The 21,948-nt window shown below is 62.0% G+C and carries 17 protein-coding genes and 2 pseudogenes; 11 read left to right on the forward strand and 8 right to left on the reverse strand.

Annotation, left to right across the window (positions count from 1 at the left end):
* Positions 1-221 precede the first annotated feature (221 nt).
* Complete coding sequence (locus HWY05_RS03415) at positions 222-827, forward strand: TetR/AcrR family transcriptional regulator (protein WP_231585065.1); 606 nt, start codon at positions 222-224, stop codon at positions 825-827.
* Positions 828-1,179: 352 nt separating this feature from the next.
* Here HWY05_RS03415 and HWY05_RS03420 read toward each other — a convergent pair whose 3' ends face one another.
* On the reverse strand, positions 1,180-2,019 hold the full coding sequence (locus tag HWY05_RS03420; protein ID WP_035563541.1) for an alpha/beta hydrolase: 840 nt from the start codon (positions 2,017-2,019) through the stop codon (positions 1,180-1,182).
* 427 nt (positions 2,020-2,446) lie between these two features.
* Between HWY05_RS03420 and HWY05_RS03425 the strand changes: the two genes are divergently transcribed.
* Entirely contained in the window at positions 2,447-3,151 is a 705-nt protein-coding gene (locus HWY05_RS03425; protein WP_176057385.1) for a dienelactone hydrolase family protein, read from the forward strand.
* Positions 3,152-3,410: 259 nt separating this feature from the next.
* On the opposite strand, the gene HWY05_RS03430 is transcribed toward HWY05_RS03425, so the two are convergent.
* Positions 3,411-4,580, reverse strand: a complete 1,170-nt coding sequence (locus HWY05_RS03430) for a cyclopropane-fatty-acyl-phospholipid synthase family protein (protein ID WP_244146477.1) — start codon at positions 4,578-4,580, stop codon at positions 3,411-3,413.
* Between the two features lie 991 nt (positions 4,581-5,571).
* On the opposite strand from HWY05_RS03430, the gene HWY05_RS03435 reads away from it, so the two are divergent.
* Together HWY05_RS03435 and HWY05_RS03440 are read left to right on the forward strand one after the other, a co-directional pair.
* On the forward strand, positions 5,572-6,024 hold the full coding sequence (locus HWY05_RS03435) for a DUF3331 domain-containing protein (protein ID WP_176057386.1): 453 nt from the start codon (positions 5,572-5,574) through the stop codon (positions 6,022-6,024).
* A 52-nt stretch (positions 6,025-6,076) separates the two neighbouring features.
* Positions 6,077-6,406, forward strand: a pseudogene (locus HWY05_RS03440) (transposase); the annotation flags it as partial.
* 126 nt (positions 6,407-6,532) lie between these two features.
* Here HWY05_RS03440 and HWY05_RS03445 read toward each other — a convergent pair.
* Positions 6,533-7,993, reverse strand: coding sequence for an MFS transporter (locus tag HWY05_RS03445; protein WP_035558363.1), 1,461 nt, complete (start codon positions 7,991-7,993; stop codon positions 6,533-6,535).
* 212 nt (positions 7,994-8,205) lie between these two features.
* Positions 8,206-10,173 (reverse strand): aconitase family protein, encoded by a 1,968-nt coding sequence (locus HWY05_RS03450; protein WP_176057387.1) that lies wholly within the window; start codon positions 10,171-10,173, stop codon positions 8,206-8,208.
* A 342-nt stretch (positions 10,174-10,515) separates the two neighbouring features.
* Between HWY05_RS03450 and HWY05_RS03455 the strand changes: the two genes are divergently transcribed.
* From HWY05_RS03455 to HWY05_RS03475, 5 genes are all read left to right on the forward strand, one after another.
* Entirely contained in the window at positions 10,516-12,777 is a 2,262-nt protein-coding gene (locus HWY05_RS03455) for a TonB-dependent hemoglobin/transferrin/lactoferrin family receptor (RefSeq protein WP_176057783.1), read from the forward strand.
* A 64-nt stretch (positions 12,778-12,841) separates the two neighbouring features.
* Positions 12,842-13,918 carry a hemin-degrading factor gene (locus tag HWY05_RS03460; RefSeq protein WP_051980913.1) on the forward strand — a complete coding sequence of 359 codons (1,077 nt, stop codon included), beginning with the start codon at positions 12,842-12,844 and terminating at the stop codon, positions 13,916-13,918.
* Positions 13,919-13,953: 35 nt separating this feature from the next.
* The gene (locus tag HWY05_RS03465; RefSeq protein ID WP_176057784.1) at positions 13,954-14,823 is read left to right on the forward strand and encodes an ABC transporter substrate-binding protein; all 870 of its coding nucleotides are present in this window, start codon (positions 13,954-13,956) and stop codon (positions 14,821-14,823) included.
* Positions 14,823-15,956 (forward strand): iron ABC transporter permease, encoded by a 1,134-nt coding sequence (locus HWY05_RS03470; protein ID WP_176057388.1) that lies wholly within the window; start codon positions 14,823-14,825, stop codon positions 15,954-15,956. Before HWY05_RS03465 ends, HWY05_RS03470 begins: the two co-directional genes overlap by 1 nt.
* 31 nt (positions 15,957-15,987) lie before the next feature.
* Entirely contained in the window at positions 15,988-16,827 is an 840-nt protein-coding gene (locus HWY05_RS03475; RefSeq protein WP_035558379.1) for a heme ABC transporter ATP-binding protein, read from the forward strand.
* A gap of 54 nt (positions 16,828-16,881) precedes the next feature.
* Here the strand turns inward: HWY05_RS03475 and HWY05_RS03480 are convergent, their stop codons facing one another.
* Entirely contained in the window at positions 16,882-17,784 is a 903-nt protein-coding gene (locus HWY05_RS03480; RefSeq protein WP_176057389.1) for a LysR family transcriptional regulator, read from the reverse strand.
* 227 nt (positions 17,785-18,011) lie between these two features.
* Here HWY05_RS03480 and HWY05_RS03485 point away from each other — a divergent pair, with 227 nt between their 5' ends.
* A complete protein-coding gene (locus tag HWY05_RS03485; protein ID WP_176057390.1) occupies positions 18,012-18,533 on the forward strand; it encodes a GNAT family N-acetyltransferase in 522 nt (173 codons plus the stop codon).
* A gap of 89 nt (positions 18,534-18,622) precedes the next feature.
* On the opposite strand, the pseudogene HWY05_RS03490 reads toward HWY05_RS03485, so the two are convergent.
* Positions 18,623-19,333 (reverse strand): annotated as a pseudogene (locus tag HWY05_RS03490) (response regulator); the annotation flags it as partial.
* A 427-nt stretch (positions 19,334-19,760) separates the two neighbouring features.
* Between HWY05_RS03490 and HWY05_RS03495 the strand changes: the two are divergent.
* Positions 19,761-20,132 (forward strand): VOC family protein, encoded by a 372-nt coding sequence (locus HWY05_RS03495; RefSeq protein ID WP_176057391.1) that lies wholly within the window; start codon positions 19,761-19,763, stop codon positions 20,130-20,132.
* A gap of 80 nt (positions 20,133-20,212) precedes the next feature.
* On the opposite strand, the gene HWY05_RS03500 is transcribed toward HWY05_RS03495, so the two are convergent.
* Both HWY05_RS03500 and HWY05_RS03505 read right to left on the reverse strand, forming a co-directional pair.
* Positions 20,213-20,932, reverse strand: coding sequence for a DsbA family protein (locus tag HWY05_RS03500; protein WP_176057785.1), 720 nt, complete (start codon positions 20,930-20,932; stop codon positions 20,213-20,215).
* Positions 20,932-21,924, reverse strand: a complete 993-nt coding sequence (locus HWY05_RS03505) for an MBL fold metallo-hydrolase (RefSeq protein ID WP_176057392.1) — start codon at positions 21,922-21,924, stop codon at positions 20,932-20,934. Before HWY05_RS03505 ends, HWY05_RS03500 begins: the two co-directional genes overlap by 1 nt.
* Positions 21,925-21,948 lie beyond the last annotated feature (24 nt).

Raw genomic sequence — 21,948 nt, forward strand, 5'->3', positions numbered from 1 at the left:
CGAGATACCGTTTCGCTCCACTCCATAGCGGCGAAACCTCTCGATTTTTGCGTAGCGGCCTGGGGTGATACGCGCTCCTCCCAAGCGCCTTGAGAACCTCAACGCAAAGACTCCTCCCTCGCACAAAACCTATACGGCTTTCCGTTCACTAGCGGACAGTCTCCCTCCGAATCAGCGGTCATAGCGCTCCCTGCCAGCGCACTCTTATCATGACAATTGTCATGTATAATATCGAGGCTAAACGAACGCATTTTGGGGGAAGAATGAAGGTCAGTCGCGAACAGGTTGCCGCGAATCGGCAAAGCATCCTCGAAGCCTCGGGCCGTCTCTTCCGGGAGCGAGGTTTCGATGCCGTCACGGTCGCAGAAGTGATGAAAGCAGCCGGCCTAACGCACGGCGGGTTTTATGGCTACTTCGAGTCCAAAGACGATTTGATAGCACAGACCTTGGCGCATGTGCTCGCGCAGGACGATGAGCGTCCCACAAACCCGATCGAGTACGCCAGGGCATATCTTGCTCCGGCGCATCGTGACGACGTTGCCGGCGGCTGCCCGACTGCGGCGCTTGGCGCAGAAACCATCCGCCAATCTCGTCAAGCTCGCGCGGCAATGACCGAAGGGCAACGCAGAACATTTGAACGATTTAGCGAAGGCTTGCCTGACGCAACTCCCGAAGAGGCACGACGCGCCGCGATTGGAAGTTGGGCTGCAATGGTCGGCGCAATGGTGCTGGCACGGCTTGCTGATGACCCAAAACTGTCCGACGAAGTACTAGACCAAACTTACGCCTGGATTCGCGACAAAAATACTCATACCCTGTCAAACTGACTCGCATCCTGCGGGGAGGCACAGCGGCACGCCTACCTAAATACGAATGTGAACAGCACTCGTAGCCTCGCCGGCGTGCGCAGGCAATCGCGCTGGTTGCTGCGAAACGCCGGCAACCACAAGCTCTTCGCCCATCCTCGCGCTGTCACGCGCAGACAGGTCACCGGCCGCCATGTGGCGCCGGAAAAGCGCCCCCCCCAAATCGGCACCTCCGCCGCGAGAACCCAGGCCAGCAGAGCTTTTCCTGTCGCGCCAGTGGTTAGCCTCACTTCGCCTCTCACTGACGCCTTAGATCGCGACCTGGTAAGCGATGTTTGCGTCACCTCTCTTGCAGAGAAAGTGATGCTTCGATTTACTCGTCCAGGAACTGGATTGCGTGTTTCAGGAAGCGCTCCGGATACTGGAAGTGCGAACCATGGCCTGCGTCGGGATACAAAATAACTTGTGAGTCGGGAATGTTTTGCCCGAGGTAGAACGAATTGACTGTCGAAATCATGATGTCTTCAATGCCGTTTACCACTAGCGTCGGCTGCTTGATAGCTTTCAGATGTTCGTAGGGCTTGTCGCCCCCGATTGGCACCATATAGGCTTGGTAACCGTCCCATTGTGCTGCTGCCACTTCCGGCGAGCTAAGCGGATCGGCATCTTTCCGCTGATGACGGCGCTCCCAAAACTCCAGACCGGCCTTTCGGGCCTGCTCCGAACGGCCGAAGAACAGGAAGAGAAAATCCTCTGCATCATGCACCGGCTTGGGTGCAATCTCAGCCATTCCAGGATCGATCCAGGGATCACCGCCGCGCGGACCCGTACCGAGAAGCAAGAGTTTGCGGACGAGTTCCGGGTGACGCAGAGCGACCTCTTGTGCCTGGAACCCACCAATAGAGAATCCCACGATATCGACCTTTTCGATTCCGAGCGCACGGATCACCGATGCGATGTCATCGGCCATATCTTCGAAACGATTCCGAGGGGCTCCTGACGAACTGGCGATTCCACGACCGTTGTACAGAATGACCTCGCGACCCTCTGCGAGCCCGTCGGTCATCAGCGGATCCCAGTGATCCATGCCGCCGCGAAAATGCTGGATGAAGAACAAGGGCGTCGTGCCCTTCTTCCCCCAGCGTCGATATGCGTAACGAACTCCGTCGACTTCGACAAATTGGGTCGGTGCTGTGACATGCGAGACAGACATAGTGCATCTCCGATTTCTAAAAAATTGACAGTAGTGAAAATTCATAATCATGATGCGCATCATGATTAACGTAATCATGATCACTATCATGTATAGTGTCAAGCATGGGTTGATGGCCCTGGCAAAAAAAGAGGACGTCTGTCACGAGCGGGCTGCCACGGCCCCAAACTTTCCGATGAGGTCTTGAAAGAAACCTATGCGTGGTTTCGAGCCGCCAACGTCGGTTATTCAACAAAGCGACCCGCGACGATGTCTCTGGCCAAACTTGTCGAACGTATGACGACATCGCCGCGTCACCTGATGCGGTTTCTAGTCCCCGGGCGTCTGCCGCTCCTTAACGATAGGCCGGCAAAAGTCGCCTGTTAACTTATATGTGCCTACGGACTGGGACAGTTCGTCGGACACTTACCTTAGGAGAAGTAGACCCATGCAAGCACCAGGATCAGCAGTCACATTTTCGCGTCCGGACGGAAAGAAGGTCGAAGGGTATCTGGCACTGCCCAAAGAGGAAAAGGGAGCACCGGCGGTCATCGTCTTGCAAGAATGGTGGGGATTGAACGACCAGATTCGTGGCGTGGCCGATCGTCTGGCTAACGCGGGCTATATCGCTCTGGTTCCTGATCTGTATCGCGGCGAATCAACCGTCGAAGAGGAAGAAGCACACCACCTCATGGCCGGTCTGGATTTTGCCGAGGTTGCCTCTCAGGATGTGGCCGGCGCAGTGCAATTTCTCAAGGCGAAGTCCGATCGGATCGCAGTAATGGGTTATTGCATGGGTGGTGCACTAACGTTACTGTCGCTGTCCCACAATCCGGAGTTGGTGGCCGGTGCCGTGTGGTACGGATTTCCGCCGATTGAGTATATCGATGCGTCCAGGATCAAGGCTGCAGTGATTGGACATTGGGCCACCCAGGATGCTTTCTTTTCCATCGATACGGTTGGCGAGATCGAGGAACGCTTTCGGGAGGCCAAGGTGGATTTTGAGTTTCACCGCTACCTTGCCCATCACGGGTTTGCCAATGAAACCGCAGTCGGAAACGGACGAATTTCGCGTACCCAGTACGACGCTGCCTGGTCGCAGCAGGCGTGGGATCGAACGCTAACGTTCTTCGGCCGGACACTTTGGTCGTAAGACCGGACCTGACCTGACCTGATTTTCTAGCCATGACGACGTGAACCTACAATCCAGCGACAACAATGTCTCGAGCAAGAGTTCACGTCGCGACCATTGAGTACCGGACGTCGGCGGAGCGGCGAAACGCTTTTAACAGGTAGTGCTCGACCGGTCGAAAGACGAAGAACCAAAGCAATGCCACCCGCTATCGCAGCGGATAGCTGTTCGTCGGCCTAACGCGCTACATTTGACCGCTACCAGCGATGTCGGCCTGTGGTTATCTGACGCTCGTCGTGTCGTACATGTACCGGCGCGACGTGGGAATCGACGTGGCCGGCTTTCCTGCCTTTTGACAGAGAACCTGAAAAATAGCCACGTTGTCGACTGAGAAAGCATGCGCGCACCCGGCGAGATACACGCGCCCGATTCGATACTTTTGCTCACCAATCATGCTGCGGATCTTTGCACCATGACGCTCGTATTCCGCTGTCCACATTTCAAGCGTCTTCCTGTAATGACGCCTCAGGTTTTCGACATCCAACGCTTCCAACCCACCCTCCTGCATACACTTCAGCGCGAACGATAAATGGGGTAGCGCCCCTGACGGAAAGACGTATTTGTCGATAAAAGTGCCCCCGCCAAAAGGTGTATCGCCGCTTTGCGCATCCGTCGACGTGATCCCGTGATTGAGGACGACGCCATTGTCTGCCAGCAGACTATTGATATTTCTGAAGTAGCCCGGGAGGTTGTCGAGACCAACATGCTCGAACATTCCGACGCTGGTAATACGGTCGAATGTGCCGCTCACATCTCGATAGTCCTGCAGCCTTATTTCAACGAGATGATCCAATCCAGCATCCGCCACCCGCTCCCTGGCGAGATCAAACTGACGATCAGACAGCGTGATGCCCACGCACCTGATTCCAAAACGCTCAGCAGCTCGAATTACAAGCGCCCCCCACCCGCAACCGATATCAAGCAGCGTATTGCCGGGCGCTACCTGAATCCTGTTCAAGATATGATCAATCTTCTGCAACTGCGCTTGCTCGAGCGTTTCATCACCGTGCTCCAAGTATACGCACGAGTAGACCATTCGTTTGTCAAGCCAGAGTTGATAGAACTCGTTGGATACGTCGTAGTGGTACGCGATTGCCTCCTTATCTTCTGTCTTTGAGCGAGCAAAGCGTCTTGCGATATTTTTGATGAATCCCTGTTTTTCCGGCACGATCTGCGCGAGTTTGTAGGCCACGCCGATGACGTCGGTGAGACTGCCCTCTACATCGAGTTTCTGTTGAACGTACGCCTCTCCTGGCGTGTCGAGTGATGGACTCAACAATGCGGGAATGACACTGGAATCTATTGCGCGCAGCCTCACCGCCGGCTGATCGAAACGACCCAGCTTGAACGTTTGTCCGGACCAGAGCGCCAGTTCAATGGGCAGATTCACCTCCTGCTTCGGCCTCCGGATCGATCGCTGCGGAAAGTAGCGCTGAAAAACACCGAAGAGCCTAACCCGTTAGTGGTAAAGGTTTTTCACGTTGCGTCAGCTCATCCGAATCAGGCACTTGAACGAACGCACCTGGAACGGCCTTACGCCAATTGGCTTCGCTTGATGCGAGACCAGCCTTCGACAACGTTGACAATGCGCGTCGACCGAGCGTCGAATCTGCTTCGACGATCCTCGCGAGTAAGGAGGAAGGCGCCTGCTGGTCGGCGTGGAACGCCAGCACGGCGATGATGTGCGCAGCGGCGGAAATCCGCACAGTCGTCAGGTCTCGCCAAGAGACTGTTTCTATCACAGTGTGAAATGTCAGTTGACGATGACAGCAAGCTCTCGACTGGCGAAACGGAGGATGACATGAGACTGCGAACGTAGAGGCGACGTGGCACCGTGTGATTCTTCGTCTTATACAAAGAGTGTATTCAATTTGCACAGTTTAATAAGCCGACTCGGCGATATAGACTGAACCTTCTCTCTTCGAGAGCTTAGCGAAGCAGATTCACGACGTGACCAGCGCAATTTGCCGATATCAATCATGGAGTCGTCATGCAGTCAAAGTCTTCGACGGCCCCTTTTGATCGCGCTCCTGATAGCATCTACGTCCGTGTTTGCGAGCGGCTACAGCCGCGCTCCGCAATACAATCCGAGGTTAGGGGCACCCACTCCAAAACGCCGCCAAAGGGTTCAGGCGCTCGCATCAAAGAATCAGTTCACGTTCCGCTCAGACGCCGCTTATGGCCCCCGACAGGCACCGCGACACAGTCTGGAAGCAACGCGTCCGGTTTATATCGGGCAGAGCTGGCGATCGGCCAGTGAAGTGAACCATCAGGACGTCAGCGCTATGACGCAAGCACGATTACCAGACGCCCGTTCGCTTTCGCTGGCAGTTAGATACGATAGTCACGCGAGCCCGGTGAATGCCGTATCTCGTTCGAGCATGACTGACGCGCCCGCGTGGCGTTGGGTTGTTGAGGAACTGGCACTGAGCGATGGTCACTGGAATCCAGTAAAGGAGATTCAAAAACTCGAACGTGCTATCCCTCGGATTGGTGCGCACTCGTTCGCAGAATGTGCTTCGCTATCCTTGGGTCTACCCGACGACGCCAAGGAAGCGGGACGAGGTTTTAAAAGGTTTGCACTCGTCGAGCGAGTTGAAGAAAAAACCGTGTTGCTCTCTTGGGCCGGATCGACTTGCGGGAGATTCACTGATCGGCGCTGGACGCTTTCTCGAAGTAGGGGCGAATTTCGATGCGCCATGAGCGGCATGAAAATAAGTCGCGGCGAGTTCGTATACAGGCCCGCCCCTCAGCGCGGCGAGATTCGGGTGGAAGAAGACGTCATTCTCGCGTCCGTTATTGATTCCGTGGCGCTCGATCAATCGACTGACTGAAAAACATCCGAGTCGGCTCTCGCTATTGCGTATCAGGCACACTCGGCCAGACTTGGCACCCTGGCGGGATGACAGGACGCAACAATACTCGACGGATGTTTTGGAAGAAGAATGGAGCTTCGCCGTTTCATACGTCACCTTGACGGACTTGGACGCACCGCAGCGCCGATACGAACTGCGTGAAAAGTTCAATGCGCTGCGCGGGATGGCGCGAGCCGGTGGATCGTGGCGCATGCTGCCGACCAACTTCCCGCAGTGGTAACTGGTCTAGCAGCCAGCACAACGGTGGCTGAACGCGGGTTGCTTCGAGGCGATGGTCAACGATTTGCGTTCGGTGCTGCGCATGGCGCAGCACCGTCAGGGTCAGCCCAGTGCGGTTATCCGTGGAAATTTCAGCGCACCGGAGATCAAGGCACGCGACGACGCGGGTATTGTGTACTGACCGTAGTGGCTGGCAGCGATCGTCACTCAACTGCAGCCAAACCTTCTCACCGCCTTGCTCTGCGGTCTACTGAGATATCTTCTCCAGTTCAATACCCTTTGTTCGCGGCCCCAACAACCCAATTGCCAGCATCACAACCAGCATCGCACCGGCGATGAAGACAAAGACCCCCACCGCGCCAAATTGCTTTAACACTTCAGCGATTAGGAAGGCCGTGAAAATAGCCGAAAACCGGCTCCACGAATACACGAAGCCCACCGCCCGCGCGCGAATACTGGTCGGAAAAAGCTCGGTCTGATACGCGTGGAAGCTATACGAAATGATATTGCCCGCGAGCGTCAGGCACACACCGAGACTCACCAGCAACACCGCGCCCGACGCCTGACTGAACCACAGCCCGCAAACAATATTCACACCGGCCATCACCACGATCACCGTCTTGCGCTCGAAGCGATCGCCGATAAAGAGCCCGATGATCGGTCCAATCGGCGCAGCCAGTGCAATCACGCTCGAGTACATCAAGCTCGTGGTGATCGTAATGCCCTGCTTGATCAGCAACGTCGGCACCCAGTTCGCGAAACCGTAAAAACCCACCGTCTGGAAGATGTTGAAGATCGTCATCATCAGCGTGCGGTTGCGGTACGGCGGCACCCACATATCGCGGAAGCTGCCGCGCGGCGCCACCGGCACCGCCGGTGCGGGCGGCGGCAATTCACGACCGTATTCGCTGCGCACTTTCGCTTCGAGCGCGCTCATCACGCGGTCGGCTTCGGCGAGACGCCCTTGTTGCGCGAGCCAACGCGGACTCTCGGGCAACGCACGGCGAATCCACCAGACGAACAGCGCACCGTGCGCGCCGATCAGCACGACCCAGCGCCAGCCATCCAGGCCGAGCAAGGTACGCGGCACCAGCAGATACGACAGGAACGCCACCACCGGTACGGCGGTAAAACCCACGGCCTGCTCGCAAGCGAACGCGCGCCCGCGAATCTGCTTGGGCACCAGTTCGGAGATATAAGTACCAATCGTCACCAACTCGACGCCGATACCGATACCCGCGACAAAGCGCCAGAAGTTCAGCCCGGTAGCCGTCTCCTGAAACGCCATCACGACGTTGGCCGCGGTGTACCACAGCAGCGAATACGTGAACACCGCACGGCGTCCGAAGCGATCCGCCAGAAAGCCGCACGCGATCGTGCCGATAAACAGCCCGCTGAATAGCGCGGCGATGAAACTCGCCACCCCGGTCGAGCCGAACAGACCGTGCGTGGTCGCCGTCAGCAAACCGCTTTTGACGAGGCCAGGCGCGACATAGCCCGAGTACAGCAGATCGTAGAGTTCAAAGAAGAAGCCGAGGCTTAGCAGCACGACCAGCTTCCAGATGGAACGCGTGGCCGGAAGCCGGTCGAGGCGCGCGGAAATGCTGCCGGCGTCGAGCAACGCGGCGGGGCTAGCGGTGGCCGCATCAAAAGAGGCAACGCCGGGGCTGCGCTGTGTAGCGGACTCGGCGTGATCGGGGGATGCCATGTTGTTTGTCTCCTGTGTCGACCGGAGTCGGCGTGTCGCCCCGAGCGCTTACCCGGATTCCGAATCGCCTGCTCCGATCCGTGCAACGTGTTGCACGTGATACTGGCGCACCGCAATACGGCGCACCGAAACCAGTCTTGTGCCGGCCTTCCTCTGATTCGCGCATGACGCGCACGCACCACGATGCCGGGCCGCAAGGTCCGGCGAGCATTCTAGCCGCGCGCGCGCTTCAATTGTTCGAAGGTAGTGATTTTTCCGGCCAGCGCACTCGCCGCCACCGTGTACGGACTCGCGAGCCACACGTCGCCCGGTCCCGAACGCCCGGGAAAATTGCGGTTAATCGCGCTGATCGTCACGTCATTCGCGTCGGCGGATTGCCCCGGTCCGCAATTCGCGCACGACCCGCAACCCGGCATCACGAGCGTCACGCCCGCGCGCTCGAACACCGGCAAATAGCCTTGTTCCTCGCAATACCTCCGCACGGCCATGGTGCCGAATTGCAGAAACAGACGCGTGCGATCCGGTACACGAATGCCTCGCTCGACACCCCAGCGCAGCACCTCGTGGTAGTAGTCGAAGTCTTCACGCTTGCCCGCGGTGCACGAACCGCCATAGGCGATGTCGATCGCGATTTCCTGCTCCAGTTGTGGCGCCGGCATGCCGTTGCCCGGGTCGCCTGGACGCGCGAGCATCGGTTCGATGCGGCTCGCGTCGATCCGGATCGTGTCGCGATAGGTCGCGCCCGGATCGCTTTTCATCCAGCTTTCCACGCTGAAATCGACACCGCGGCGTTCTTTCAGAAACGCCGCGGTGCGCACGTCCGGTTCGACGATGCCGGTGAAGCCGCCCAATTCCGCGACCATGTTCGTCAAGGTTGCGCGCTCATCGATCGACATCGCGCGCACCGCCTCGCCGCCATATTCGAACACGAGTCCGATCGCGCCGCCCGAGCGGATCGCGTCCATCTGCAGCAGATAGAGCACCACGTCTTTGGCGGTCACGCCTTCGCGCAGACCACCGTCGATCTCGATGCGCAAGGTCTCCGGCACCTTGCAGCGCACATAGCCCGTCACCCAGCTATTGGCGATTTCCGTTGCGCCCGCACCGAATGCGAGGCAGCCGAGCGCGCCGGAATGCGGCGTGTGCGAATCGGTGCCGCACGCCACTTGCCCCGGCAGCGCGTATTGCTCCGCCATCAGCGCATGACAGATCCCTTCGGAGCCGGGCAGCGTATCGAGCGCGCCGTGCGAGCGCACCGGGTAGTCGCGCGAGAACGACGTATGCCCTTCCATCAGATTGGCGACGCCCGGCAGTAAACCATCGCGCACGTGCGGAATGCTCTGCGCCGCGAGCACCAGATGATCCTGAAACGCGATGATGTGATCCGGCTCATGCAACGGCGCGGGCTTGCCGAACGCGCGATGCATCAGATGCGCGCACATGCCGGTGAAGTAGTCGTGACTGAAGCGCCAGTCGGCGGCGATGAACACACCGTCGCCACGCCGCGCGTTCGTCATGCCGGGATGCAGATGCCGCGCGATGATCTTCTCGACCAGCGTCATCGGCTCGGCGCTCGCCGTAGCGTTTGCATTGGCGTTTGCATTGGCACTCCCCGCCACACGCGGCGCGGGCCAATCCGCGAACTTGCTATACGCCAGCAGGCCGCCGCTGCGAATGATCTGCTGCGTGAGCGCATCGCGGCCTTCGAGAAACGCGTCGATCGGCACGGCCTCGCCGGCCATCAGCCGCTCTAGCACGGAGAAATCGGTGGTGGTGAGAATGCCGATGTTGTCGCAATTCTGCTGGTAAATACGCTCGAAACTCTCCGCGACGATCAAACGGATACCCGCCGACAACTCCGCGAGCGCGCTCGATTCGCGCGACGAACCCTTGCCGTAGCGCTTGCCCGCAACCGTGATCTGGAAGCCGCCGCCTTTCACCGCATTGCGCCCGATCGGCAGACGCTCGCCGGCCTTGAAGCCGACGTACGGATACTGGCCGAGACGTTCGTCGTAAGTGAGCATCACGGTGACGGGCGTGATCTCGTCGGTGGAGACGTTATCGCGCAGCGGACCGGCGGTCGTGCGCGTGAAGTTGCCGCCGGCCAGTTGCGCATCGATCACCGCGGGGTCTTGAGACAGGAACAGCACGCGGCCGTCCAGACGAATCGTATCGCTCATGAGCACTCTCCTTCTGCTCACTATACGGCGCGCGCAAGCGCTGCCGAAGTGCCGTTGCGGCAACGCTGACCTCTCGTTTCATGAGGTTTGCGCATCCTCGTCCCACGTCGCGCAGCACACGAAGCAGCAAATTATTCCGCATAGCCAGTTGACAATAATTCTCATTTACCATAAATTTGTAAGGCTTTAGTCATCTTTATTCATCCAATTCACCTACACGGTCCGCATTTAATGCGAACTGCCAGCCAGGTGCTTCTCGTCACCCAGCCAGCGTACGGGCTCGTTTGATCGGGAGAACCACACGTGCATCACCTCAATACAGCGCGACGTCCGCTGTGCACCATGCTGTCCGGCGTATTTGGCGTCGTCGGTCTTTGGGCCGCGCAGTCGGCTCACGCAGCAGATAACACGCCGGCTCAGAAAGCCACCGCGCAGCAGGTCGCGCAGGCGCCGCAAGCCGCATCGGCGGTACAACTCGCGTCGGGCAGACTGCTCGATCCGGTGACCGTTACCGCCACCCGCACCGCGTCCGCGCAGAGTCGCACGGCCGCGTCCGTCTCGGTGATCACCGACCAGGACCTCGAAGAACAGCAAGCCGAAAACATCAAGGACGCGCTGCGCTACGAGCCCGGCGTCACGGTGCGCCGCACGCCTTACCGGCCTGGCTCGGCAGCCCTGGGCGGCGGTCGCGACAACGATTCGAGCATCAACATTCGCGGCCTCGAAGGCAACCGCATTCTGATGATGGAAGACGGCATCCGCCTGCCCTATTCGTTCACGTTCGGCCCGCTCGAATCGGGTCGCGGCGACTATGCGGATCTCGGCACGCTCAAGCGCATTGAAATTCTGCGCGGCCCGGCCTCGGCGCTGTATGGCAGCGACGGCTTGACCGGCGCAGTGAACTTCCTGACCAAAGACCCGCAGGATCTGCTCGACATCTACAACAAGCCGACTTATTTCTCGGTGCGTCCGAGCTATGAATCGGCCGATCGCAGTTTCGGCGCGACCGTGCAGGCGGCCGGCGGCAACGACATGATTCAGGGCATGCTGATCGCCGACGGCCGGCGCGGCCACGAAGTGGACAACAAAGGCTCGAACAATTCGGCGACGACGCTGCGCACCACGGCGAATCCGCAGGACACGTATTCCGAAACGCTGCTCGGCAAGCTGGTCGTCAAACCGACCGCGCACGACACCTTCAAATTCACCGCCGAAACCGTGCGCGAACGGATCGACACGAACGTGCTCTCGGCGATCAACCCGCCCACCACGCTCGCGCTGACCGGCAACGACAAGCTCGAACGCAATCGCTACAGCCTCGATTACGACTTCAATAACGAGGCCGCGCCGTTTTTCCAGACCGCGCACGTTCAGGTGTACTACCAGGACGCATGGCAGGATCAGAACTCGTATGAGAAGCGTGGCTCGTCCGCTTCGCGCACGCGTTTGAGCCGCTACGGCGAGCGCGTATTCGGCGGCTCGGCGTTCGCGGAGAGCAACTTCCGCACGGGCATCCTCTCGCACAAGCTGCTGTATGGCGGCGACGGCAGTCTCGATCGCGTGACGGCGCTGCGCGACGGCACCGTGCCGGGCGTGGGCGAAGCCGCGTTCCCGAACAAGCCGTTCCCGGATACGAATTACCGCCTGCTCGGCGCGTTCATTCAGGATCAGATCAGCTATGGCGGCCTGACCGTCACGCCGGGTTTGCGTTTCGACACCTACGCGCTGAACGCGAAAACCGGCGACCCGCAGTATCTGGGCAAGCCGGTTTCGTCGAGCGACAACGCGTTGTCGCCGCGCCTCGCGGTGCTGTACGAAGTGTCGCCCGCGTTGATTCCGTACGCGCAATACGCGCACGGCTTCCGCGCGCCGTCGCCGGATCAGGTGAACAACAGCTTCGCGAATCCGCTGTATGGCTACACGTCGATCGGCAATCCGAACCTGAAGCCTGAAACCAGCGACACCATCGAAGCCGGTTTGCGCGGCAAGCTCGGCACCGGCCTCGGCCCACTGCGCTATAGCGCGGCGATCTTCGCCGGCCGCTATCGCGACTTCATCGCGCAACAGACCGTGAGCGGCAGCGGCCGCCCGAACGATCCGCTGGTGTTCCAGTACGTCAACTATTCGCGGGCCTCGATTCACGGCCTCGAAGGACGCGCGGAATGGGCGCTGCCGTACGGCTTCACGGTCAAGACCGCGATGGCCTTCACCAAAGGCAGCGTGGAAGGCGGCACCGGCGCGAATCAGCCGCTCGACACCATCAACCCTTTCTCGGCCGTGTTCGGCCTTCGTTATGAACCGGGCGAACGCTGGTTCGTGCAAACGGATCTGCTGTTCCAGGCCGCGAAGAAAACCAGCGACATCACGCCGAAAAACTGCGCGTCGCAAACCTGCTTCGCGCCGGGCTCGAGTTTCGTCGTCGACCTGCGCGGCGGCTATCGCTTCAACAAGCACGTCGTCGCGTATCTCGGCGTGTACAACCTGTTCGACCGCAAGTACTGGAACTGGTCGGACGTGCGCGGCATTGCGGAGACGTCGCCGGTCAAGGACGCTTACACCGCCCCTGGTCGCAACGTGTCGGTCAGCATGAAGGTCGACTTCTGATGCAGCACGCGCACGCCGCTCTCCCCTCTTTCAACCCGCTATACGGCATTGCGAGGCACTTATCATGCTGAATTCCGCCCGTCACGACGTCGCTGCATTGACTCAGCTTCGTCACGATTTTCAAACTGTGAAAGCCGCGCAGAAACTGCGCAACCGCGAAGCCGCGCACGCGCTCGGCATTAGCGAAGGCGAAGCGCTCGCGGCGTTCGTCGGCGAACACGTGGTGCGGCTCGAACCGAACTTCGTCGAGCTGTACGAACAGATGCCGCAACTGGGCGCCGTGATGGCGCTCACGCGCAACGAGGCCGCCGTGCACGAGAAAGACGGCGTCTTCGAAGACATGAGTCACGACGGCACCGTCGGCCTCGTGCTCGGCAGCGCGATCGATCTGCGGGTGTTCTATCACGCATGGGCGTCGGGTTTCGCGGTGCGCGAAACCACCGCGCAAGGCGTGCAAAAAAGCCTGCAATTCTTCGACAGGCAAGGTCACGCGGTCCACAAGATTTTTCTGCGCGAGCACAGCAATCACGCAGCGTTCGACGCCTTCGTCGACCGCTGGCAAATGCGCGAACAGGCGCCGGGGCTCGCCACGGAAGAAGCGTCCGCGCCGCCCGCATTGAATCTGGATAGCGATATCGACGTCGCCGCGTTTCATGGCGCGTGGGACGCGATGACGGACACGCACCAGTTCTTCGGCATGCTGCGCAAGTTCGGTCTGGCCCGCACCCAGGCATTGCGGCTCGCCGAACGCCGCTACGCCTACCCGGTCGCCAACGACGCGCTGCAAGGCCTGCTCGAACGCGCCGCGCAGAGCACGCTGCCGATCATGGTGTTCGTCGGCAATCGCGGCATGATCCAGATTCACACCGGACCGGTCAGCAATATCCGCATGATGGGCCCGTGGGTCAACGTGCTCGATCCGGGCTTCAATCTGCATCTGCGCGGCGATCTGATCGCCAGCGCGTGGGTCGTGCGCAAGCCGACCAGCGACGGCATCGTCACCTCGCTCGAACTGTTCGACGCGAACGGCGAGAACGTCGCGATGCTGTTCGGCGCGCGCAAACCGGGTCAGCCGGAACTCGCCGGCTGGCGTGAACTGATCGACGGTATCGCGCCTCTCGAAGACGGAGCGGCAGCGTGAACGCCGCCCGCCTGAACGGGCAGCGGCGCCGCCTGATGCTCGGCGGCGGCGCGCTGTTGCTCGGCGCGTCGGCGCCGCGCGCATTCGCGCAGCCGCCGCGGCGCGTGATCGTGGTCGGCGGCGCGCTCGCCGAGATCATTTACGCGCTCGGCGCTCAGGGTAACGCGACCAGCGCGGCCAGCGTGCTGGTCGGCGCGGATACGACCTGCAGCTATCCGGCCGCCGCGCGTGCCTTGCCGAAGGTCGGCTATCAGCGCGCGTTGTCGGCGGAGGGCTTGCTGTCGTTGCGGCCCGATCTGATCCTCGCGTCGGCGGAAGCCGGGCCGCCCAACGTGCTCACGCAGGTCAAACAGGCGGGCGTGTCGGTCGTCTCGTTCGCGGAACAGCACAACGTGGACAGCGTGCGCGACAAGATCACCGGCATCGCCAAAGCGCTCGACGCGAAGCCGCGGGGAGACGTGCTACTGACGCGCTTCGACGGCGAATGGCAGCGCGCGCGCGAGGCCGTCGCGGCGTCGCCGCTCGCGCGCCGCGCGCAACCGCCGCGCGTGCTGTTCGTGCTGAATCACACGGGCAACAGCGCGATGGTCGCCGGCCAGCACACCGCCGCCGACGCGATGCTCGCCTATGCCGGCGCGCGTAACGCGATGCAGGGCTTCAACGGTTACCGGCCGCTGTCGGCCGAAGCGCTGGTGAGCGCCGCGCCCGATCTGATCCTGACCACCGACGAAGGCCTGAGCGCGGTCGGCGGCGCAGCGGCGATGCTGGCGAGCCCCGGTTTCGCGGCGACGCCCGCGGGACAGAACAAGCGCGTCGTCGCGCTGGACGCATTGTTCCTGCTCGGCTTCGGCCCGCGCCTACCCGGCGCGGTGACCACGCTGAACCAGAAGCTGCAGGAGGCGTGATGGAGTCGGACCTCGTGGCGTCAGCGTCAGGGCCAACATCAGCGCCAGGGCCAGGGCCGTCAAATCGCTATCAGCCGAAGTCGGCCACGCTGGCCGAGCGGCGACGACGCACCGCCCGTCTGCTGCTCGGGACGCTAGCCGTCGCGCTCGGTCTGGCGACGCTCGTCGCGATCTGCATCGGCGCGTATCGCATCAGCCCCGCGCTGGTGTGGTCCGCGTTGCTCGCGACACCCGCCGAGCTGGCCAACGATCCGGCGCTTCAACAGGCGCGCGCGGTCCTGCTGCAAATCCGTTTGCCCCGCGTCGTGCTGGCGCTGCTGGTCGGTGCGGGCTTCGGCTCGGCGGGCAGCGCGCTGCAGGCGCTGTTTCGCAATCCGCTCGCCGATCCTGGGCTGATCGGTATTTCGAGCGGCGCGGCGTTGGGCGCCTCGACGCTGATCGTGCTCGGTCCGATGATCGGCGCCTTGAGTCTCGTGTGGCTGCCGGCCGCCGCGTTCCTCGGCGCGCTGACCGTGGCGGCGCTCGTCTACCGGCTCGCCGCCGCGCGTGGCCGGCTCGCGCTGCCGCTGCTGCTGCTCGCCGGCATCGCGATCAATGCGCTGGCCGGCGCCGCGATCGGCCTGCTGACCTATCTCGCCGACGACGCGCAATTGCGGTCACTGACCTTCTGGAGTCTCGGCAGTCTCGGCGGCGCACAGTGGCCGGTGCTCGGCGCAGTCGCACCGTTCGTCGTGATCGGCGCGCTAGTCATCGCGCGTAACAGCCACGCGCTGAACGCGCTGCAACTCGGCGAAACCGAGGCGCAGCATCTCGGCGTGCCGGCTCAAGTGGTCAAACGCACGGTGCTGGTGGCGTCGGCGTTGGCTGTCGGCGCGCTGGTGTCGTGTACCGGCGTGATCGGCTTTATCGGGTTGGTCGCGCCGCATTGCGTGCGGCTCGCCTGCGGTCCCGATCAACGCGTGGTGATGCCCGGCGCGATGCTGCTCGGCGCCACGCTGACCGTGCTCGCCGATCTCGCGGCACGCACCGTCGCCGCGCCGGCCGAAGTGCCGCTCGGCATTCTGACCGCACTGATCGGTGCGCCCTTCTTCCTCGCGTTGCTGTGGCGCAGCCGCAGTCAACTCGGTCTGTGAGCGATCCAGACTTCCTGACGGAGAGCATCCGATGCTCATGACCAGCCACCTCTCGATCACCCGCGGCGACCGGCCGATTCTGCGCGATCTTTCGCTGACGGTTAAGCCCGGCTGCCTGACTACGCTGCTCGGCTGTAACGGGGCCGGCAAGAGCACGTTGCTGAAAGCGCTCGCGGGCGAGTTTCATGGCGGCGGTTCGACGCGGCCGCCGCAGTTGAGCGGCACGACGACGCTCAATGGCGAGTCGCTCGACGGTATGTCGCCGAAGCGTCTGGCGCGGTTGCGCGCGGTGTTGCCGCAAGCGTCCAACCCGGTGTTTCCGTTCACGGTCGAGGAGATCGTATTGCTCGGCCGCTATCCGCATGCGGCGAGCGGCGCCGTGTCGCGCAACGATCGGCGGATCGTCGACGAAGCGTTAGCGCTGGCCGGCGCTGAAGCTCTCGCGGGCCGCGACATCACCACACTGTCCGGCGGCGAGTTGGCGAGGGTGCAGTTTGCCCGCGTGCTGGCGCAGATCTGGCCGCAGGACGACGACGCCGGCGACGCTCGTGGCACATCGGATCAACCGACCCGCTATCTGCTGCTCGACGAGCCGACTGCCGCGTTGGATCTGGCGCATCAGCATCGCTTGCTGGAGACCGTCAGGGCGTTGACGCGCCGTTGGCGGATCGGCGCGCTGGCTATCGTGCATGATCCGAATCTGGCCGCGCGCTATGCCGATGCGATCGCGTTGCTGGCGGACGGCACGATCATCGCGCAAGGCACGCCGCGGGAGATCATGCAGCCGGCGCTGATCGAGCGATGCTTCGGGTTTGCGGTGCGGATGCTGGATGCGGGAGATGGGTCGGCGCCGGTGGCGGTGCCGGCTTGAGGTTGCGGGTTTATTGCGGCCTGATTTCGGCCTGATTGCAGGCTTAGCCGTAAATCAGGCGCCACTCCCCAAAAACCCCACCAACGCCGCCGCACTCGCACTCAACTGCTCGCGCGCTTTAAAAATCACGATCAACCGACGCACCGCCCACGCATCGCTCAACGACAGCAAGCGCACGTCGAGCGCATTCACATAAAGCAAACCCACCTGCTCCGGCACGATCGCGATACCGAGTCCCGCGTGCACCATCCGGCACAACGCATCCAGACTGCTCACGCGGATCCTCACATCGAGTTGCCTGCCCTCCGCGGCCGCCTGTTGCGCGAGCATCTGCGTGAGCGCGCTCTCGCTGCGCAAGCCGACGAAGCTATCGCCGAGCAAACCGTTGAACGCCACGCGCGCCATGCCGGCGAGACGGTGACCGCCCGGCACCAGCACCGCTAACCGGTCCTGCCGGTACGGCACCTGCTCGAACGCTTCGCTGCCCGCCACCGGATTGCAGATACCAAAGTCCGCCGCATGCTCGGCCACCAGACGCAGCACCTCGGCGCTGTTCTCCTCTTCGAGTTCGATCGACACCTCCGGAAACGCGCGCCCGAAAGCGGCCACATCTTCCGGCAGAAACTGCACGATCGACGACAGATTCGCCACCACCCGCACCCGGCCCTTCGCGCCCGATGAAAAGCGCGACAACTCCGCGCTCATCTGTTCGATGTTGCCGATGATCGCCAGCGCGTAACGCAGCACCGTCTCGCCGACCGGCGTCACCGTAATGCCGCGCGATTGGCGCTGGATCACCGGCAAGCCGATCACTGCCTCGATTTCGGCGATGCGCCGGCTCACCGCCGACGGCGCGATGAACTCGCGTTCGGCCGCCCGCGCGATATTCCGTTCCTGGCAAACGGCGACGAACAATCGCAGCGAAGTGAGATCGAGTTTCTTGAGAAGATTTTCCATTGAGCTTCCGTCACCGTAACGCCGAACCGAACCGACCAGACCAAACCAAGCCAGACTCAGCCCGATCGTCTCGCCGGCACTCGCGATAGTAAATCGTTCGAGTTCATCCTCGGCGCGCGCGCTTTGTTTTCGCGGCCTTATCCGCTATCTTTGCGCACGCCGCATTTTGCACGCCGCGCTCGACACAGCGGCCTGAAGCGCGCCCACTCATCGCCGATTGGAGACCCATGAACGCCGTTCGACTCAGCCGCGCAACTCGCGCCGATGCCGCCGATCTGATCGCCGCCAACCGCGCGAATCAGGACTACCACTTGCCGTGGGTCGCCTCCTTTACTGATCAAGCCGGCTTCGACGGCTGGTTCTCGCGCACCCTGACCGGACCCAACGTCGGACTGGTGGCGCGGGAAACGGCATCGAACGAGATTGTCGGCATTATCAATGTCAACGAGATCGTCGCGGGCGTTTTTCAGAGCGCTTATCTCGGCTACTACGGCATGTCGGGTTTCGCGCGCCAAGGCCTGATGACCGACGCGCTGCGCGCGGCGGCGAGCTATGCGTTCGGCGAGATGGGCTTACATCGGCTGGAAGCCAACATTCAACCGGGCAACGAGGCGTCGATCGCGCTGGTGCGCCGGTTGGGCTTTCAGAAGGAAGGATATTCGCCGCGCTATCTGCGCATCGACGGCGAATGGCGCGATCACGAGCGGTGGGCGCTGCTGGCCGACACACCCGCCGGCAACGCGATCTAAGCGCCTAACGCGGGCTACACACTGCCCCGTTGCGCGGATGCCAGCGCAGCGCGCCGGTTCGAGACGCGAGCCATCGTCTTGCGGACCGGCGAATGGCGCGCGCCATCCGGCACGAACACGTAACCGTGACTGCGCACGGTCTGGATAAACCTCGGCGCGGACGGGTCGGCCTCGAGAATTCGCCGCAGCCGCCACACCTGCACGTCGACGCCACGGTCCGTCCGTTCGTCTTCCGAGCCGTGCAGCAATTCGAGCAGGCGCACCCGCGTCAGCGTCCGCATCGGATTCTCCACGAACACCTTCAGCAACGCGAACTCCGCCGCGGACAGAAAGAACGCGCCGCTGTCCATCTCCAGGGTGCGTAAGCGCAGGTCCAGCGTGAACGGACCGAATACGATCGCGCGGTCTTCTTCCCGCGCGGTGGCCGGCAGGCACGTATTGCAGCGCCGCAGCACTGCCCGCACACGCGCCAGCAGTTCACGCGGATTGAAGGGTTTGCCAATGCAGTCGTCCGCGCCCATTTCGAGGCCGATGATGCGGTCGACGTCGGTGGGTCGCGCCGTCAGAATCACCGGCACCTCGTTGCCCGCCGCGCGCAGTTTGCTCAATGCGTCCAGACCTTCGGTGCCGAACCGGATCTGATCGAGCACGACCAGATCGGGCGACGTCTGTTCGATCCTTTGCGCCAGCAAACTCACGTCGCGCAGGACGGAAACCGCCATGCCCGCCCGTTCCAGCAGGGTGGTCAGCACCTCGACGAGTTCGACATCGTCGTCAACGACCAGTATTTGTGCATTCATATCAAGGAGTCTGACGCGCAGGATGGCAAGCGGGTTTGCAATCACGCTAGCGGTCGACTCGCAGTGACCGGATCTTGAGGTTGGCTTTCAACGCCGCTTTCAAAACCGTCAGTCAGATGCAATCCATGCGCAAACGTGCTGCCCAGATCTCTTGAACGGAGCGAACGGAGAGAATCCGTCGCTGAATGACTAATTATTTGCGTGGCGTCGCGCCGGTCGATACGGTAAGGCGCGGGGTGGCCGCTGGAAAGCTGTCAGTAAGCGTGTTTTCAGGCTGCGGCCAGCAAGTGCGCCGACGCATCGAAGGTGACTTCGTCGCGGAGCATTTAAACTTCGCCGGTGGCTTTCTGGTCACGAATTGCCAGCTGATCCCATTCACCCGGCGGTGCTATCGAAGTTCGAAGCGCCATGCCCTTCGGAGAGATCCATGCCGTTGCACATGTCGAGATTGATTCTTTATGTCCACGACGTCGCGCTGCTGAAGTCCTTCTATCAAACCCATTTCGCGCTGCCCGTCAGCGAAGAAATCGAACACGAATGGGTCGTGCTGCAAGCGGGCGCGGTCGAGATCGCACTGCATCGGGTCGGCGAGCCGTATCGCAAGCTGTCGGCCAAACCGAATCATTCGAATGCGAAGCTGGTGTTCTCGGTGGAGTCCGGGTTGACCGAGTTGCACGACAAACTCATGCGCGCAGGCGTACCGATGCGCGGGCTGAAACGCTACGACGGTTTCCCGCAATGGATGTGCGACGGCGAAGATCCCGAAGGCAACGTGTTCCAGCTTTCGCAAGCGGACTGACCGGGTGTCGCGGCCTGATGTCCGCTTATGAACCCGGTCGATTCCGCTAACGTCGCGATCACGTTGCGATCACGTTCCGCTCACGCGCAACCGTCGATATCGCAACTCGGCCCGCTCTCCGGCGCCGATGAAGCCGTAGCGGACGCCGAAGCCCCCATCGAAGCGCCGGTCAAACGCGCAAGCTCGCGCGCCCATTCGACCGGCCGCCCGAGATACGCGCGAATATCGACGACACCGACCCGACCGTGCGCATCTTCCAGCGCGAAGGTCGGAAAGCCGTGGCCACCCACGTCGTCCAGCAAACGACGGCTAGCGTCGATATGCTGCTGCGTCGACGCCCCGCTCTGCTGCGCGAAGGCCGCGCGAAACGCGTCCGCCGGCAAGCCGATTTCCACGGCCAGTTCGTGCAGCACGGCGGCGTCGCTGATGCGCTTGCCTTCCTGATAGTGCGCGCGCTGCTGACGGTGAATCATGTCGAGCCCGCGTCCAGCGACCGCTTCCGCCGCCAACGCCGCCGTAATCGGCGGCTCCGAATCCATCACCGCGCGCTCGTCGCGCAGCAGGTCGTCGAAATAGCCCGCGCCGAACGGCTGACCGGTCAAGTCGGCAATGCGCCGGTCGTGCGGCATCACGTAGTCGCGCCATTGCGGCGTCACGCGACGTCGCTGCGAACCCGCGAGCATGCCGCCGCCGTGAAACGCCAGCGAGAGACCGGGCACGGCACGCGCCGCCTCGACGAGCGGCGCGGCGCCATAGCACCAGCCGCACAGCGGATCGTAGATGTAGTGCAGCGTCGGCATCATGCGCCTCCTTGCGCGGCGGGCGTGCCGTTCGCGCGTTGACCCGCAGCGGGCGCCGAGCCCGCGGCGGCAGGTTTGCTATCCGACGCCGCCGGCGCCGGCCATTGCATTTCGCCCTTGATGACCTTCGCGCTCAACTCCAGCGACGACACGCCGCCCAGGTCCGGATACGCCCGCTTCATCGCATCGACGAGTTCGGTCGAATTCTTCGCCTTCGCGGCGGCGCTGTCGAAGGTCTTCAGATAGTCCGCGGTAAAGCGCACTGCCTTGATACCGCTCGGCATCGGGCCGGTGAAGTGTCCGGGCACAACTGTGGCCGGCTTGAGCGCGACGATACCGTCGAGCGTACTCAACCACGCCGCGCGCGACGCCTCGGTCTGCGTATCGGCGATCCACACATGATCGCCGCTATTGACCACCACGCCGCCCGCCACCGTCTTCAACGACGGAATCCACAGATACGTGCGCTCGGGAGCCGGGCCCGTGAGGCCTTTGATTTCGAGGGTCCGGCCTTCCAGCGTCAGGCGATCGCCATGCAGCGCTTCGGGCAACACGAGACGCTTCGGCGCATTGTCCTTCAGCACCGGTCCCCAGTAAGCGAGCTTGCCGTCCATCGTCGCCTTGATCGCGGCGACGGTTTGCGGCGTCGCGACGATCTTCGCGTGCGGGAACGCGTCCTGAATCACGTCGAGGCCGAAGTAGTAATCGGGATCGCTCTGGCTGATGTAGACCGTGGTCAGCGTCTTGCCGCTGGCCTTGAGCTTCTGCACCAGCGCTTCGGCGTCGCTGCGCTGGAACTGCGCGTCGATCAGCACGGCGTCGTGCGCGCCCGTAACAATCTCCGACGACACCGGAAACACGCCCTTGTCGCCTGGGTTGTAGACCTCGAGATGAAGCAGCGCGGCGCCGGCCGCGTGAGCGGCGAGGCCGACGCTCAGCAGTGCGGCGGGCAGGATCTGATGGAGTGGGGCAAAGCGGAAAGAGCGCGACATGGATTCTCCAATAGCGGGTTCTGA

Source organism: Paraburkholderia sp. BCC1876, assembly GCF_902833695.1.
GTDB lineage: Bacteria > Pseudomonadota > Gammaproteobacteria > Burkholderiales > Burkholderiaceae > Paraburkholderia.